The organism is Paracandidimonas lactea (assembly GCF_021653995.1).
Classification (GTDB): Bacteria; Pseudomonadota; Gammaproteobacteria; order Burkholderiales; family Burkholderiaceae_B; genus Allopusillimonas; species Allopusillimonas lactea.
In genome coordinates, this window is the sequence record NZ_JAJJOZ010000006.1 from 193475 (window position 1) to 209413 (window position 15939).

Below are 15939 nucleotides of genomic sequence, written 5' to 3' on the forward strand. Positions count from 1 at the left end.
ATCAGCCCATCCATTGGCTGACGGGTACAGCGGTGTCTTGTAGCTGCTGAGAGATCACGTTGATCAGCACGGGGCCGTCGTATGCAAGCGCTGCCTTTATTGTTTGATCCAGGTCGGCCGGGTTGGCTACTGTATAGGCTTTGATGCCGAACGCTTCCGCGACGCGCGCATGGTCGGTCTGGCTGAAGTCGACAGAGAAGTAACGCTCATCATAGCCGGCTTTCTGGCTGGCTTTGATCCACCCGAATACTGAGTTCGAGAACACAATCATCTTCAATGGGATGCGGCGGCGCGCGATGGTTTCCATTTCGCCGCATGTAAAGCCGAAGCTGCCATCTCCCATTACCGATACGACTGTGGCGTTGGGCCGGCCGACTGCTGCGCCGATCCCGGCCGACATGGCAAAGCCCAGCGCGCCGTGCGCGCGGTTGGTGATGAAATGCCGGCCTGCCTGGGGGGCGTTGAAGTACGCCGAGAAGTAGGGGCAGGGCGTGCCGGGGTCGGCCACGACGATTGCTTCAGCGGGCAGCAGTCGGTTTAGTGCGTCGAGGACACGTTCGGGCTTGATCGGGGTGCTGTCGGACCGCGCCAGTTCCACAAAACGCGCAAACTTTTCGGCGCGCGCATGAGCGACGATGGCGTAGCCATCCACCGCATCGGAAGGACGTTCGGCCAGGCGATCAACCATCGCCTGGTTCAGTGCGGTAAGCGTTAGCAATGCATCGCCCACCAGGCCGACGTCTGTCCGGTAGTTTGCGCCCACCACCATGGGATCGGTGTCCAGGTGGAGGATGGTCGTGTCCGCGTCCGGGAAGCGCCAGTGTTCCGTCGTGGTTGAGCCTGCCCGGCAGCCAATGAACAGGACCAGATCTGCCTGCTTGACCACATCGCGCGTGGCCATGACGCCGCCGTTGGACCCGACGACGCCCGCGTTCAGCGGATGCAGGTCGGCCAGGCTACCCTTGCCGCTGACAGTCGTGCAGACCGGCGCCTTGAGCGCTGTCGCCAGGGCTTCCAATTGCTCGCAGGCCGAAGACAGAACAACCCCGCCTCCGCAGATGATCACCGGCGCGCGCGCGGCAAGCAGTTTGTCGGCTGCTCGTTCCACGTCTGCGGGCGCCGCGCAATTGCGCATGGCCGGGAAGGTGGCGTGCTCGGGCTGGGCCCAGATATCGCGCGGGTCGACGTCTTGCTTCTGCACATCGTAGGGGAGGCAGATATGGGCTGCGCCCGGCTTGCCAGTGGTCATGGCGCGGAATGCGCCCCGCACCGCGCCGGGCACTTGGCTGGCCAGGTCAATGGTGGTGTTCCACTTGGTAAGCGGCCGATACAGTGACTGCTGGTCGAGTTCCGTCAGGGGGTATTTTCCGCGGGAGCTGACAGACACATCTGATGTGATACCCAGTACGGCCACCGACGACTCGTTGGCTTCGACCAGCCCGGGCAGCAGATAGGTGGCGCCGCCGCCGCTCGGGCCTTCGCACACGCCGACCTTGCCGGTAACACGCGCATAGCCGTCGGCCATGTAGCCCGCGCTGCGCTCGTCGCGCGTGAGGATGTGATCAATGCCGTGATCCAGACGCGCCAGAGCGTCGTAGAACGGTAGGCTGGTATCGCCGCACAAGCCAAAAATATGCTTCACGCCATAGAGCTGCAGCATCTTTACCATGGCCTCGGCGCCGTTTGTCTTGGACATGTCGCCCATCTCCCCACTATTGAGTTGAGTATTTAATTTAGTATACTTAAATGTATGCTGGAAATACAGCGGTACGTGAAAATGGGATAATCCGCATGCCTGAGCGGCACGCATACCCAGCCTTGCCGTGCCTTGACGACGGCGGCTGACGTCAACCTTTGTTTCCCTATCTATGCAAGCTAGAACCATCTCCCGGGCACGCGGCAAGCGTGGTGAAGAAGTCCTGGATCGCCTGCGCGACATGGCAATTTTTTATGATCTGAAGCCGGGCGAGAAGCTGAACGAGGCTGAGCTGGCCCAGCAACTGGGGGTCAGCAGAACGCCGGTGCGCGAGGCGCTGATGGCCTTGGCCTACGAAGGTTTTCTGGATGAGTCGGGGCGCGGCTATGTGCGGCGCCGGCTGGATGTGCGTGAAATGAAAGACCTGTACGAGTTGCGCCTGGGCCTGGAAAAAGAATGTTGCCGCTACGCCGTCGAACGTGCCAGCGACGCACAAATCGCCGAACTTGCAGACTACCTCGCTCACAGCCGCGCGGTGCCTTCGTCAGAGCCGGTCGCAAGGCTGGTCGGGTTGGATGAGGGGTTTCATCTGCGGTTGGCTCAGATGAGCGGTAATGCAGAGTTGGAAAGAATGATGGTCTGGCTTAATCGACGTATCCGCTTCATGCGCTGGATTTCAATGGACGCCGGCGTACGCGCGTCCACGCAAGGGCAGCACCAGGCACTGCTCGACGCGTTGGCCAGGCGGGATGCGGCGGCCATGGAAGCGCTCATCACCGCGCACATCTCTTTGCGGCAGGATCAAATCGTGGCCGCTGTCACCAAGGGGCTGGCAAAGATTTATCTGTAATCTGCAGCGCACGGCGGCAATCGGCCGCCGCCGCATGCGGTGATCGATTCTTTATACGTGCGGGTCGAATACCTGCAGCCGTCCGTCGCGATGGCGCACGGTGGCTTGCGCGATGCGCGCCTGCGCAAGGTCGGGTCGAAGGCGTATATGCAGCGCGAGATTGGGCAGTTGGATGATATAGCCGTCTTCTGCCGCGACTGCGTTGCCGTTTGCCAATCGGGCAAGCACCTGCGCGGCTTGGGCATCCGGTGCGTCCACGATAATGCGGGCCAGCGATTGCGCGCCGTTCGGGTGGTTCATGACCTCTGGATACCAGACGTATTCTGGCGTGAGGTGCTGACAGAAGTACACGCGCAGCCCCGCCACTGGTTGCACCGCAAAGCGCAGCGTATCAAAGCGCACCACCCCGGCGGTGCGCCCCGGCGCGGGGCGCTCAAGGCGCTGCACCTCTCCTGGCGTGAACCCATCGTCGAGCAGCCGCAGCCGGGTGGCGGCGGCATCGGCCATCCTGAACACCAGAGCGTCCAGGCCTAGCGGTTGCGCGGCGATTTCCTTGCGTTCAGGCGGCTTGCCTGGTGGCCATCCCAGCAACTCGATGTAGCTGGTGTCCAGCGTGATCAGGTGATTCATCGACCCCAGATTGTGCACGGCCAGTTCGGTGAGGTGGTAGCCGTCGCGCGCCAGCAGCGGTGCGCGATCTTGCAGCTGGTCGCGCATGATGACGACCAGGTGATCGAAGGCAAGGGGCATGTGGGACATGGATGGTATCGCGTTCATCGGTGGTTGCGGATTATTCTACGCAACTTTATGGAGACGGTGCCACGCCTGTGGGCCGCTGCTACGATTGCCGTTTACTCCCCGATACGAACGATGCCACGCCATCGCGAAACGCAGCGCTGCCGTACACGTGCTCGATCAAGTCTTCATCCCGCAGGCTTTGCTCGGCGACGATGCGCCGCAGGCTTTCCTTGGCCGCCTGCTGGGTAACGGGCGAGAGCGCGGCCAGCCTGCGGGCCAGATCGAACGCGGCCGACGTCAACGCCTGCGGGTCGCAAGCCTGGTAGACATAGCCGCAATCCAGCGCCTCCTGTGCTGTGATGTACTCGGCCAGCAGCAGCATTTTCTTGACGCGCGGCACGCCCAGCGCAGCCGCCAGCCGCGCGATGTTGCGTGAAGACAGTGTGTTGGAGAGCGTTTTGGCAATCGGCGCCCCGAATTTCGACGCAGCGCTGCAGAGGCGGAAATCACAGGCCGTGGCGAGCGCCAGACCGCCGCCCACCGCCCAGCCGTCGATCACGGCTACGGTAGGCACGGCGATGCGTTCGACCGCATCGATGACACGCTCCACGAACGCTTCGTAGCGCAGCCCCTGGCTGCCGGCCGTAAAGTCGCTGAAGTAGGAGATGTCTGTGCCCGAGATGAACGACTTTCCGCCTGCGCCGCGAAACAGGATGCATCGCAGACCCGCATCGCCGGAACAGGCGCCGATCAGCCGCAGCATGTCTTCGTACATGCTCAGCGTCATGGCGTTGTGGCGCTCGGGCCTGTCGATGAGGATCTCGGCAATGCCCGCCTCGTGCCTGATCAGCTTTACGTTGTCGCTCATGATGCCGCCTGCCCGCGTTGTGCCGGGGCGTGCGGCTTGCCCGCCTCGATTTCGGCAATGATCTCGGCGTTGTGCTCGCCCAGCAGCGGCGGGTGACGGCGCACTTGCTGCGGCGTGCCCAGCATTTTCACCGGGAAGCCGATGTTCCTGACCTTGCCTTCGATGGGATGATCGATGTCCATGCTCATGCGGCGGTGCGTGCCATGTTCGCCCTCGAAGGCTTCAGGGTAGCTCAGGATGGGGCCCGCGGGAATGCCCGCCGCCAGCATCAGGTCTATCCACTGCGCGCTGTCGCGCTTGGCGAATTCGCGTTCGAGTTCCTCAATCATGGCCTCGCGGTTCTTGAGCCGCAGCGGAATCGTGCCGTAGTCGGGGTGGTCGGTAAGGTCGGGGCGTTGCAGCAGCTCGCACAACCGCGTCCACAGCTTCTGGTTGGTTGCGCCCATCACAAAATAGCGGTCGCGCGCTTTCACGGCCTGGTACGGGGCGCTCATCTTGTTGCTGGTGCCCAGTTGGGCAGGCGGGACGCCGGTGCCCCAGTATTCGGACATGTCCCAGATGGAAAACGCCATGGCGGCATCGAAGAGCGAGGCGTCGATGTGCTGACCCTCGCCCGATTTCTGCGCCCCAATGTATGCGGAAAGCAAGCCGTACACGGCAAACAGGGCACAGCCGATGTCGGCCACGGGTACGCCCGCCTTAACCGGCTTCTCCCCCTTGTAGCCGGTGACGCTCATGATGCCGGACATGGCTTGGGCCATCAGGTCGAAGCCAGGCCGTTCCGCCCATGGGCCGCTCTGGCCGAAACCGGAGATGCTGACGTAGATGATCTTGGGGTTGATAGCCTTGATGGTTTCATAATCGATGCCCATGCGCTTGACCGCGCCGGGGCGGTAGTTTTCGACCATGACATCCGCCGTCCTGGCCAGGTCGTAGAAAAATGCGCGGCCTTCTTCGCTCTTCAAGTCCAGCGTCACCGAACGCTTGTTGCGGTTCATGTTGAGGAAGCCCATGCTGTCGGGCCCCTTCATCTTGAACCCCATTGCGCCCCGCGTTTGGTCGCCTGTGGGCGGTTCAACCTTGATCACGTCGGCACCCATGTCCGCCAGCAGCATGCAGGCAAAGGGTCCAGCCATCACCTGGCTGACATCAAGCACGCGTATGCCCTGTAAAGGCAGGTTGTGTGTGTTTTTCATAAACTCCTCTCCGGTGAGCCCGCCGATGCGTGGCAGGCCTGGTTCAACGCGCTACACGAGCACGGGGCGCGGGTGCTGGCCATGGGCTTCCAGCGTCGGCCCGGATGCCGGCGGCACGAACCACCTTGGCGTATTTATTGCGCTGGGCGGTCAGCATGGTGGCGGCGCCCGCCAGAAAACACACCGCTTCATGATGTCTCCCGCTGCTTTGTTATGGTTGATGGAGGCCATTCTTTATCGTGCGGCGTGCGGGGGCAAGGATGCGTCGAGTGTGTCTGGTTTCGCATTCTGCGAAACCAGAGCGCAACAATGTAGAGAGAGGCCTCTATTGAGGGGACAGAAGGATGTCGAGCACGTTCCGCATGGCGACAGGCTGGGCCTCGCTGTCTATGGCCGACAGCACATAGTGGCGCTCCGGCCAAGCGGCGTCGAGCGTGGCGCTGGCAATGGCTGCATCCTGGCGGAACGCGTGCAGGACGTCCGGCGGCATCAGGCCCACGCCCAGCCCTTCGCGCACCAGCGCCAGCATTGTGTCGAAACCGCTGACCACGAATCGCGCTTCGAACATGCGGCCGCGGCTGCGGTAGACACGCTGGACTGCGGAGAGGATGGCAGACCCCTTGCCCAGCGCGATAAGCGGAGCGGCCAGCACGTCATCCAGCGGTACGGGGCAGGCAGGAAACGTGAAATGTGCCCGGCTGTATACGAGCACTAAGCTGTCACTGCGATAATCGCTGCGCTGGAGCGGCAGAAAGCCGCTGGTTCGTTCGTAGATGCCGATGTCGATCACCCGATCGCGCAGCAGCTGCTGCACAATCTTGCTGTTTTCTTCGATGACGTGAACGGTGATACCGGGATACTGCCGGTGGATGCGAGCGATATCCTTGGCAAGGAATTGCATCACCACCGTCTTGGGCGCGCCGATGACGATGCGCCCGTTCAGGCCCTGACTGATGGCGTCCGCATCGTCCTTCAGGCGCAGGATCAGACTGTCGAGCTGGCGAATGTGCCGTAGCAGCATGCGACCGGATTCCGTCACCTTGGTGCCGTGCGGGACGCGCTGAAAAATGCGGGTGCCGCATTGTTGCTCGAGTTCGCTTACGCGGCGCGAGGCGGCCGCCACAGCAAGATTGAGCTTGTCGGCCGCACGCGAAATACTGCCTTCTTCGGCAATGGCCAAAACAAGCTGGATTGTAATAGCGTCTATTTTCACGGCTGGCGAAGCGGTAATGGGCCTCAGAACGACCGATTGTAGCCGCCGCGTCTGTGTTCTCGGCACCAGGGCGGCAGAAAAGAGGGGGCGGCCCGAGCTGCGCAGGCGAGGCCCCGCCCCTTGCATTGGGATGCTGCCAGGCAAAGCGCTTGGCGCTGTTCAGTCCGCATGCTATATGTCTCGAACTGCAACAATAAGAAGAGGTAGGCCATGCAACGTAGAACTCTGCTAGCCGGAACCGCGGGCGGCATTATTGCGGCGGCCTTGCCGGCGTGGGCCCGCGCGGACGCGGGCACTCCGGGCGCCATCGAACAGGCGCTGCAACACTTCGGGGCCATCACGGCAAATACGGCGGTCTGTCTGCGAATCCAGCGCCAGGGCGGCGCTGCTCGCCAGTACGCCCATCAGGCCGATCAACCGCTGTTCGTCGGCAGTGCGGTCAAAACATTCATTCTTGCGCAGTACCTAAAAGAGGTTGAAGCGGGCAGGCAATCGGAAGACATGCAGGTCGGCATAGGTCCTGAGGTATGGTCGCCAGGCAGCCCTGTCTTCATCAAGCTGCAGGGCACAACGGCCGCAAAAAGCGTGCTTGAGGCTATGATCTCGCACAGTGACAATACGGCCACCGATGCGGCGCTCAAGGCCGTGGGGCCCGATAGCGTGCGCGCGCTGATCCAGCAGTCGGGGCTGCGTGCGACACGTATCCCTGACTCGACCCGCATATTGTTCTCATATCTCGCGGGCGCGCCAGACGGTACGGATTTGGGTTGGCAAGGCATGGAGCAACTGCAGGCCGGCCATTATCCAGGGGCGCCGCGCTCGCCAATGAACGAGCGCCAGACCATGCAAAGCACCGCCGCTGAAATGGCGCAGTGGTACGAGCAAGTGCTCGCGGGAAAGGTATTTCGCGAGGCAGGCACCTTGGCTGAATTCAAGCGAATTTCGGCCATGGCGGATGCCATGCCGATGATGGTGCCGCCAGATATCATGGCTTACGGCAAGGGCGGCAGCATTGATTGGGAAGGCTTCCATTGCTTTTGTGGTGCGGGCCAGATGGTACAGCCCACGCAGCGCACCAGTTTCTGCTTCATCGTGAACTGGCAGGGGCCCGACGAAAGCGTACCCAAGATGTTCACGATGTTCGCGGAACGTTCCCGCGCCGTGCTGGCATTGGTGGCGGGGCAGTCGAACCCCGCCGCGTGACGGCGTATTGACGTTGCCCGCCAGCCATGTGGTGTGATTGTGGCGGGGCCGGGCATCCTTCGGGATGCGCGGTTGCCCGCACCAGCATCAATGCGCGAGGTCGATCGGCTTCCACCCCTGATGGTTGAAGTGTTCCCCGTACGCATTAAGGGACTGCGCGATTTTCAGCAGGCCTGCAGGCCGTGGATGGCCGGCCTCTTTGCCGCGCACGGTTTCAATGCCCTGTGAGATGTGGCCTAGCACGATGTGCAGTTGCGCGTCGGCCTCGGGTTTCAGGTGACAGTTCTGTACGATATACGTGAACTGCCCGGATACCGCCTCGGCCAGGGCGTCGTATTCTGCGTCGGTCAGTGAATTGGCATGCGCCTTGGGCAGGGCGCCCGACACCTGTTCGTGGATGGCGTTCATCCCTTTGCGCAGCGGAGCGTCGGTTTCCCACTTCTGCCCGGCATTCAGTTGCAGCGGCGTTTGCGTGCCTTGGGCATGGTCGTGCGCAGCCTCTGGCGCGGCAAACGCGCTGAGCGATACTACGGAAAGCGGGAAAGACAGGGCCACGGCAATGGCGAGTTGTTTGATGCGGTTCATGGTGTACTCCTGAAGAGAAGGCATATGCTTCACAAGATTGTGTTTGCCGGAATGCATAGTGCGTTGCGGTGAATCCATAGTAGGAGTATCGCGGCGGCAAAAAATTGACGGTGGTCAATCGGCGGCACGCGATCCAATGCCCAGGAGCAACCATGCACAGAAGCAGATCAGGCCTGCATCATCATGACGACGCGCACGCGGGAGCGGGGGCGCACTCAAAGGCGCTTTGCGTTTCGCTCGTCCCCATTTTCAACCATCTGCCCGAAGACGAACTCGAGAATGTGGCGGCCTGCGCCCACATGCGCACCCTGGAGAAAGACGCCTTCATCCATCGCGCCGGCATGCCTGCCGATCAGTTGTTCATCGTGCACGCAGGGCGTGTCAAGGTGTACAGGCTGGCCGAAACCGGCAAAGAGCAACTCGTGCGCATGCTGGGGCCGGGCGATTTCCTGGGCGAACTGAATCTGTTCAACGATGGCTGCCACGAATCTTACGCGCAGGCGACCGAGACATCACAGATATGCTCGATTGCGCAACGGGATCTGCGCGAGCTGCTATTGCGGTATCCGGCCATCGGCCTGCATGTGATGGCCGAACTGGCGCACCGTCTGGGTTCCACCGAAAAACAGGCCGCCGCCATCGGCACTGAGTCCATCGACACACGGCTGGGGCGCTATCTGCTCAAGTTGGCGGCAGCGTCCGGCAGCAACGCTATCCATCTGCCATTCAGTCATCGCGACCTGGCCTCCTACCTGGGCATTACCCCCGAAACACTGAGCCGGCGGCTGACAGCGTTCGAGGTTGAAGGCTGGATCAAACGCTCCGGGCCCCGAAACATCGTCCTGCTCCTGCCAGATCGTATGCCTGGGGCCGCCTGAGCGAATAGGGCAAGGCAAATCCGCATCCTTGTCGAGCAAAGCCCGCACAACGCCGTCGACAAGGCGAGGCAGCGCGCTCTTTGTTCGATGTGTTGCTCATATTTACTCAGTTTAAATTGAAACAAAATCTATAGAATTCCTCGCCAATGAGTCAGCGCCTACGTTGCTGGCCAGCGAATGGAGTCCAGGATGATGCGCAGGCGATCCGGATGCGCTGGCGGGGGTGCTGGCCACTCCATCAGAGGCGGAGCGGGTATCGATGACGTGCGGCAAAGTGAAGTGGCTGGGTGCGTTCGCCTATGTAATGGCGACAGCCGCTTTCCCAGTGAGTGCTCAGGTGCTTCCCGACGCGGGGCGCATCACGCAAGAATTATCCCCTCCGCGCGAGGCGCCCAGGCGGGCTGTCAACATAGATGTCCAAGCACCTGTAGCCGCGCCTGCGGAGTCAGGTGGTGCAGTGGTACAGCTGGCATCGGTGTCCTTTAGCGGCAATACATTGTTCACCGGCGAGGTGCTCTCGGCGGTACTAGGCCATCTGCGCGGCCGCACTATGGATTTCTCGGAGCTGCAAGGCCTAGCCGGGCAGATCACGGGTTTCTATCGAAAGCGGGGCTATCCCTTCGCGTACGCTTATCTGCCCCAACAAAAACTGGAGGGTGGTCAGCTTCGCATCGCTATTATCGAAGGGCGCTACGGCGAGGTGGCTGCACGCGGCGAAGCGGGGCTTGCGGTCCAGGCGCAACCATATCTAGGCGCGCTCAAGCCCGGTGAGGTCATTGCGCTGACTTCGCTGGAGCGTTCGCTGCTGCTGCTATCCGATCTTCCTGGCGTGCGCACTCAACCGATTATCCGGCCGGGCGCCGCCGCGGGCACGGGGGACCTTGATGTGGACATCGGGCGTGCGGCCCGCTATATGGGCGATGTAGGCCTGGACAACTACGGTAATTATTATTCGGGCCAGGTGCGCGGCCGTGCAGGGCTGAGTGTGAACAGCCCCTTTATGCTAGGTGATCGCATCGACATCGCGGCCGTTTATACGCAGGAAAATCTATGGATGGGCAGCCTCGCGTACAGCGTCCCGCTGGGCAGCGAAGGCATGCGGGGCTACGTCTCGCATACGCAGACGCACTACCAACTGGCTCATGGCTTCGAAGGCAACGCAGGCCTGGCACGCATTGGCAGTGCGGGGCTGGGCTATGCGATTGTGCGTTCACGGATGGCAAACCTTTCGGTGCGCGGCGACTTACAGTACAAGCGCTTTTACAACAGTTTTTTTGACGGAGCCCTCAGCGAAAAATATCACTCCGTCACGCTGCCCTTGGTGTTGTCTTTCGATCGGCGCGACACCTTGGGCGGCGGCGGGATCACCTACGGCGCGCTGACGTGGGCATATGGAGACCTTTACAAAGACGACCCGGTGCGCGAGGGAGGCTTCAACAAGCTGAGCCTGGACTTGATGCGTCTGCAGGCGCTGCCAGGTGGCTTTACGTTGTTTGGGCGTTTCAGCGGCCAGCTTGCCAATAACAATCTGGATAGCTCCGAGAAGATGTTCCTGGGCGGCCCGTTGGGTGTGCGCGCCTATCCGCTGGGTGAAGCAGGTGGCGACGAAGGCTGGTTGGTCCAGCTCGAGCTGCGTTATCGGCAAGGGAGAGTAGAGCCGTATGTGTTTTATGACCATGGCCGTGTCAAGGCGGATGCCAGGCCGAGCCAGGTTGCCATGCCTGCGGCCGATCAGACGCGCGCCGGCGTGGGTGCTGGTGTGCGCGTGGACAGCGGCCTCTGGAGCCTGAATGCCGCAGTGGCTTGGCGTACTAATGGAGGGGCGCCTGGCTCGGACACCCATTCCGATCCCAAACCGCGCCTTTGGCTGGCTGTAGCCCGCAAGTTTTGAATTTCCCGGCCTGATCCGTGTGCGCAGTGGCGCCACTCAAACCAGGATTGATTGTTTGATGCATACAAAACCTATTTATCAGTTGATCTGCAATGGCGCGATGTGCGCCCCGCAAACCGCCGCGTGGCAGGGAGAAACGGCGAACGGGCGCATGCGTGCAGTGGCGCGGCATCGTCTACAGCCCAAGGTCTTTGCGCATACAGCGTTGGTGGGGGCCACCTTTGGAGCGTGGGTGGGTCTGGCAACGGCCAGCGGCCTGCCGCAGGGCGGTGGTATTGTGGCGGGGCAGGGCGTGATCAACCAGTCAGGCGCCACCATGACCGTCACGCAAACCAGCGGCAAGTTGGTTGCAGATTGGCAGTCGTTCAACATCGCCCAGGGCAACATCGTGAACTTTGTTCAACCGTCCAGCAGCGCGGCAGTCCTGAATCGGGTGCTGGGTGCGGACATATCGGTGATACAGGGCAGCCTGACTTCCAATGGCCAAGTGTTTCTGGTGAACCCGAATGGGGTGCTGTTCACGCCCAGCGCGCAAGTCAATGTGGGCGGGCTCGTGGCATCGACGCTGCTCATCAACAAGGAAGATTTTCTTGCCGGTAGGTATCAGTTCCAGGGTGCGGGAGGCGGCAGCATTGTCAATCAGGGGGAGCTTTCCGCCTCCGACGGCGGCACGGTGGCACTCATCGCCGCCAGGATCATCAACCAAGGGAGTGTGAAGGCGCCTTCGGGCAACGTGCTCATGGGAGCAGGTAGTCGGGTGTTGCTGGATCTTGGAGGGGTCGTCAAACTCAGTGTGCAGCAAGGCGCCATCGATGCGCTCGTGGAGCAGGGCGGCGCAATCCGGGCCGATGGCGGGCTGGTGTACCTGACCGCCAAGGCAGTGGGCGATCTGACGAGCACTGTTATCAATCATACCGGCGTCACCGAGGCGCGTACCCTGGCCACCGGCGAAAAAGGCCGGATCCTCCTGATCGGGGGCTTGGAGCGCGACCGCATTTCGGTGGCTGGCACGCTGGATGCCAGTGCTCCCAACGGAGGCGATGGCGGCTTTATTGAGACCAGCGCCGCCGCTGTGCGAATTACCGATGATTTGCGCGCCACAACGCGGGCGCCGCGCGGCACGATTGGCCAGTGGTTGATCGACCCCACCGATTTCATCGTTGCTGCCAGTGGCGGCGACATGACGGGCGCGTCTTTGAGTAACCTGCTGGCCGATAGCTCGGTCGAGATTTCAAGTATTTCAGGATCCAGTGGCACCGGGGGGGATGTCTTCATCAAAGACCCGATCACCTGGAACAGCGGCACGACACTGACGCTGAGCGCCCAGCGAGACATCCGCATCAGCGCGGACATCACCGCCCAGCACGCCTATGGGAAGCTGAGTCTGTGGTATGGATTGGGGGCGCCCGCAGTCGGCAACCCCGCGTCCTACTATCTTGCGAACGGCGCAAAGGTAAACCTGCAGGCGGGCCAGAATTTCTACACCAAAGTTGGCAGCGATGGTGCTTTGCAGGGCTGGAAGGTAATCACGGCTTTGGGCTCCCAGGGCAGCGCGACGAGCACCGATCTGCAGGGGATGCAAGGAGGCCTGTCGACGCGCTATGTATTGGGCGCCGACATTGATGCGACGGCCACTACGGCATGGAATGGCGGACAGGGCTTTATGCCTGTCGGCAGCCAGGCGGCGGCGTTTATCGGCAGCTTCGACGGCCTGGGCCATGTCATCAGCAATCTGACAATCAATCGGGCCGGTACCAATGTGGGGTTGTTCGGTTACGTGAACAGTGCCAGTACCACGCTGGGTAATGTCGGGCTGGTTAACGCATCGATCACGTTGAACCCCGCGGGGCAAATGGTAGCCACTGGCGTCCTGGCGGGTTGGGTGCTTGATGGCTCGGTACGCGACGCCTATTCTACGGGCTCGGTAAGCGGCGGCAATTATGTTGGCGGCCTGGTTGGATGGTTAGGGACAGGCGCGCGCTCAACCGTGGGCACTGTTGTTCGTACCTATTCAGAGGCGACGGTGCGTGGCGCCCGTGACCTCGGCGGCTTGGTGGGGCTGAACTTCAACCATGCTATTTCGCAGTCGTTTGCCACAGGGGCGGTGACAGGGTCTGGCAATTATGTGGGTGGTCTGGTGGGCCGCATATACTACACATCTATCACTGACGCCTACGCAACCGGCGCGGTGACTGCGGCGCCGAGCAGCGTCGCGTATGGCACCGGCGGCTTGGTGGGGCTCAGCTTCTACACCACGCTGGCCCGCACTTACGCCGCCGGCGGCACGTTGCAGGGTAACCAGCCCGGTGGGCTGGTGGGGCAAATCGTTGGCGGCTCAGTCTCCAGCAGCTTCTGGGACATGCAATCCAGCGGTGTGGAGACGTCCGGGGGTGGCGCCGGCGTGGTCGGCAAATCCACCGCCGATATGCGAACGCTCGCGACATACGCCGGATGGAGCATGTCCAGCGCCGGGGGCGACCACACGACTTGGCGCATGTACGAAGGCAGTGCCACGCCTTTGTTGCGCAGCTTTCTGACACCGATAGCGCTGAGCGGCGCGCCACGGTCAGTGCCCGTCGTTAAGGTATACGACGGTACGGCCACCATGGCGACGATTGTGCCTGGCATTGTGTGGACACGCGATGGCGTGCCTTTTGCACCCGATGCGAGCCTGCTACTGGGCGATACCATTCGGCTCGCCAGCAAGGATGTCGGCCTGTATAACGCGTCATTCGACGGAAATTATTCGCGCCATACTGGTTATGACATAGCTGTGAATGTGGCGGATCCGGCCATGGTCCAGATTCAGCCCAGGCCGCTGAGCATCTCGGGCAGCTACGCGCTGCCCAAAATAGCGGATGGCTCGACGTTCGCGTTGGTTTTCCCGGGTGTGCTGAGTGGCTTGCTTGGCAGCGAAACACTTGGGGTGAGTGCGTCGGGCGTGTTCGATAGCCCGATTGCTGGTGTGCGTCGCGTAACGGCCCACTATACGCTGACGGATGGCGCCAACGGCGGGCTTGCCGGCAACTATTTTCTGCCTGGCGGGCAGATATTAAGCGGCATTATCACGCCCTCGATGCAGCCGCCTGTGACACCACCGGTGGCCTCGCCGGTCGTACCCTCGTCGCCGTCCCTAATCTCGGCGCCGGCAACGAGCCCACGCGCCGCAGGTGCTGCATCCCCCGGCATTGACGGCGCCATGACAGACGTGTCGGTGCTTGCGGATATTCCGCTTGGGTTGGGCACAGGTGTCAGGATGGCGCAGAACGTCGTTTCAAGCACCGACGCTTATCCCACCGGCATGAATCCCGGTCTAGGCGCGACCGTATCCGCTACTGACTATGCATTCAGTGGCGTGGCCATCAACCTGCCGTTGTCGGGGCAACTGACTGCAATGCCCGTCGGCGCAAATGTACTCCTTGCGACAAGTGACGTTCCCTCTAACGTAAATGTCGAGCAGCCTTCTGCATCGGGCACTAAGCCAGGGGATTAAGCGGCACCCGCTGCCGTCCTTTACACAAACCTGCCCATGCCCACGGAAGCCCACAAGCGGTGGGTAGTGGCGAAGCCATCCGTTTTGCCGCTATGCTGTAGCCCTGTATCGCCGATGGAGCAATGAATGATCGCCTGTATAAGCAGGGTTTTCGCCGTCCTGGTTCTGGGGGCGGCCGTGCTCGCCACGACTGGGTGCCAGAAAGAGGAAGGGCCGGCTGAAAAAGCAGGCAAAGAAATAGACAAGGCCATGACCGAGGCGGGCAAGCAGATGCAGGCCGCCGAAAGCAAGCTGCGCGAGGCATTTAAATAAGGCCTATGCGCCGTGCCGTGTCGGCCGCTTGCGTTATCGCCTGATGACGGCAACATAGTGGCGGCGGTGCGCCGCGGATAAACGATGAGACACGACCTGACTGACCTGCGGCTATTCATCAATGTGGGCGACGCGCTGAATCTGACGCGTGCGGCAGAGCGCACCTTTTTGTCGCTGCCGGCGGCGAGCGCGCGCATCAGAAATATGGAAGAGGCGTTCAACACGCGCTTGCTTGAGCGCCATGCATCAGGCGTGACGCTTACGCCCGCTGGCGAGGTCTTGCTCAAGCATGCCCACGCTGTGTTTCATCAACTCGAATGCCTGAACGCAGACCTGCAGCCGTATTCCAGGGGCATCAAGGGCAGGCTGCGGTTGTTGGCCAACACCACGGCCACGAACTCCTTCCTGGCCGATGCGATGTCCACGTTTCTTGCAGAGAATCCCGATGTCGATATCGAACTCGAGGAAAAATCCTCAGGTGATATCGTCCTTGCCGTCCGTGCTTCCACCGCCGACCTCGGTATCGTGGCCGGCAACGTCGACGTCGAAGGGCTTGATGTGATGCCGCTGTTCCGCGACGAACTCACCATCGTTACGTCGCTCGGTCATCCGCTGGCAAAACTGGCGTCTGCGCGATTCATCGATGTCGTTGACGCGTATCAGTTTGTCGGCATTCATCGCAGCAGCGCTATCCAGAGCTTTCTGGAAGATATTGCCACGCGCATGGGCAAACGCCTGTATCAGCGTGTTTACGTTGGCAGCTTTGAGGCGGTGTGTCGCATGGTGGAGGCGGGCGTGGGCATTGCCGTGGTACCGCGTGCCTGCGCCGTGCGCTATAGCCGTCCGCAAGGTTTGCATATTGTCCGGCTGCAGGATGCCTGGGCGCAGCGTGACCGCCTGCTTTGCCGCCAGCGGGGGCGCGACTTGCCGCACTTTGTCGAAGACTTCATCAACCACGTACTGGCCGCTGCGCGGGAGGCTGGTACGGCATGATACCGCTGCATACTGGCCGCGAA

General features: G+C 61.6%; 13 protein-coding genes. 7 read left to right on the forward strand and 6 right to left on the reverse strand.

Annotated features, from left to right (window positions below; genetic code table 11):
- Position 1 precedes the first annotated feature (1 nt).
- Positions 2 to 1696, reverse strand: a complete 1695-nt coding sequence (locus LOL23_RS12545; RefSeq protein WP_237173685.1) for a thiamine pyrophosphate-binding protein — start codon at positions 1694 to 1696, stop codon at positions 2 to 4.
- Positions 1697 to 1868: 172 nt separating this feature from the next.
- On the opposite strand from LOL23_RS12545, the gene LOL23_RS12550 reads away from it, so the two are divergent.
- Entirely contained in the window at positions 1869 to 2546 is a 678-nt protein-coding gene (locus LOL23_RS12550) for a GntR family transcriptional regulator (RefSeq protein ID WP_160980911.1), read from the forward strand.
- Positions 2547 to 2597: 51 nt separating this feature from the next.
- On the opposite strand, the gene LOL23_RS12555 is transcribed toward LOL23_RS12550, so the two are convergent.
- From LOL23_RS12555 to LOL23_RS12570, 4 genes are all read right to left on the reverse strand, one after another.
- Positions 2598 to 3305 (reverse strand): VOC family protein, encoded by a 708-nt coding sequence (locus tag LOL23_RS12555; protein ID WP_160980909.1) that lies wholly within the window; start codon positions 3303 to 3305, stop codon positions 2598 to 2600.
- 79 nt (positions 3306 to 3384) lie between these two features.
- The gene (locus tag LOL23_RS12560) at positions 3385 to 4152 is read right to left on the reverse strand and encodes an enoyl-CoA hydratase (protein WP_160980907.1); all 768 of its coding nucleotides are present in this window, start codon (positions 4150 to 4152) and stop codon (positions 3385 to 3387) included.
- Positions 4149 to 5348: a CaiB/BaiF CoA transferase family protein gene (locus tag LOL23_RS12565; RefSeq protein ID WP_160980905.1), complete on the reverse strand. Its 1200-nt coding sequence runs from the start codon at positions 5346 to 5348 to the stop codon at positions 4149 to 4151. The genes LOL23_RS12560 and LOL23_RS12565 overlap by 4 nt, the downstream gene beginning before the upstream one ends.
- Before the next feature lie 325 nt (positions 5349 to 5673).
- Positions 5674 to 6561: a LysR family transcriptional regulator gene (locus tag LOL23_RS12570; RefSeq protein WP_237173686.1), complete on the reverse strand. Its 888-nt coding sequence runs from the start codon at positions 6559 to 6561 to the stop codon at positions 5674 to 5676.
- 210 nt (positions 6562 to 6771) lie between these two features.
- Here LOL23_RS12570 and LOL23_RS12575 point away from each other — a divergent pair, with 210 nt between their 5' ends.
- Positions 6772 to 7764, forward strand: coding sequence for a serine hydrolase (locus LOL23_RS12575; protein ID WP_160980901.1), 993 nt, complete (start codon positions 6772 to 6774; stop codon positions 7762 to 7764).
- Positions 7765 to 7851: 87 nt separating this feature from the next.
- On the opposite strand, the gene LOL23_RS12580 is transcribed toward LOL23_RS12575, so the two are convergent.
- Entirely contained in the window at positions 7852 to 8349 is a 498-nt protein-coding gene (locus LOL23_RS12580; protein ID WP_237173687.1) for a hypothetical protein, read from the reverse strand.
- A 152-nt stretch (positions 8350 to 8501) separates the two neighbouring features.
- Between LOL23_RS12580 and LOL23_RS12585 the strand changes: the two genes are divergently transcribed.
- The 5 genes from LOL23_RS12585 to LOL23_RS12605 all read left to right on the forward strand — a co-directional run bounded on the left by LOL23_RS12585 (position 8502) and on the right by LOL23_RS12605 (position 15916).
- Complete coding sequence (locus tag LOL23_RS12585; RefSeq protein ID WP_237173688.1) at positions 8502 to 9227, forward strand: Crp/Fnr family transcriptional regulator; 726 nt, start codon at positions 8502 to 8504, stop codon at positions 9225 to 9227.
- 259 nt (positions 9228 to 9486) lie between these two features.
- The gene (locus LOL23_RS12590; protein ID WP_237173689.1) at positions 9487 to 11118 is read left to right on the forward strand and encodes a ShlB/FhaC/HecB family hemolysin secretion/activation protein; all 1632 of its coding nucleotides are present in this window, start codon (positions 9487 to 9489) and stop codon (positions 11116 to 11118) included.
- Between the two features lie 58 nt (positions 11119 to 11176).
- Positions 11177 to 14611 carry a two-partner secretion domain-containing protein gene (locus LOL23_RS12595; RefSeq protein ID WP_237173690.1) on the forward strand — a complete coding sequence of 1145 codons (3435 nt, stop codon included), beginning with the start codon at positions 11177 to 11179 and terminating at the stop codon, positions 14609 to 14611.
- 126 nt (positions 14612 to 14737) lie between these two features.
- Positions 14738 to 14923: a hypothetical protein gene (locus tag LOL23_RS12600; RefSeq protein WP_160980893.1), complete on the forward strand. Its 186-nt coding sequence runs from the start codon at positions 14738 to 14740 to the stop codon at positions 14921 to 14923.
- An 84-nt stretch (positions 14924 to 15007) separates the two neighbouring features.
- The gene (locus LOL23_RS12605) at positions 15008 to 15916 is read left to right on the forward strand and encodes a LysR family transcriptional regulator (RefSeq protein ID WP_160980891.1); all 909 of its coding nucleotides are present in this window, start codon (positions 15008 to 15010) and stop codon (positions 15914 to 15916) included.
- Positions 15917 to 15939 lie beyond the last annotated feature (23 nt).

Coding starts and splice junctions, on each gene's coding strand:
- LOL23_RS12545 (WP_237173685.1), bottom strand. CDS start 1,696: ATGTCCAAGACAAACGGCGCCGAGGCCATGGTAAAGATGCTGCAGCTC.
- LOL23_RS12550 (WP_160980911.1), top strand. CDS start 1,869: ATGCAAGCTAGAACCATCTCCCGGGCACGCGGCAAGCGTGGTGAAGAA.
- LOL23_RS12555 (WP_160980909.1), bottom strand. CDS start 3,305: ATGTCCCACATGCCCCTTGCCTTCGATCACCTGGTCGTCATCATGCGC.
- LOL23_RS12560 (WP_160980907.1), bottom strand. CDS start 4,152: ATGAGCGACAACGTAAAGCTGATCAGGCACGAGGCGGGCATTGCCGAG.
- LOL23_RS12565 (WP_160980905.1), bottom strand. CDS start 5,348: ATGAAAAACACACACAACCTGCCTTTACAGGGCATACGCGTGCTTGAT.
- LOL23_RS12575 (WP_160980901.1), top strand. CDS start 6,772: ATGCAACGTAGAACTCTGCTAGCCGGAACCGCGGGCGGCATTATTGCG.
- LOL23_RS12580 (WP_237173687.1), bottom strand. CDS start 8,349: ATGAACCGCATCAAACAACTCGCCATTGCCGTGGCCCTGTCTTTCCCG.
- LOL23_RS12585 (WP_237173688.1), top strand. CDS start 8,502: ATGCACAGAAGCAGATCAGGCCTGCATCATCATGACGACGCGCACGCG.
- LOL23_RS12590 (WP_237173689.1), top strand. CDS start 9,487: ATGACGTGCGGCAAAGTGAAGTGGCTGGGTGCGTTCGCCTATGTAATG.
- LOL23_RS12595 (WP_237173690.1), top strand. CDS start 11,177: ATGCATACAAAACCTATTTATCAGTTGATCTGCAATGGCGCGATGTGC.
- LOL23_RS12600 (WP_160980893.1), top strand. CDS start 14,738: ATGATCGCCTGTATAAGCAGGGTTTTCGCCGTCCTGGTTCTGGGGGCG.
- LOL23_RS12605 (WP_160980891.1), top strand. CDS start 15,008: ATGAGACACGACCTGACTGACCTGCGGCTATTCATCAATGTGGGCGAC.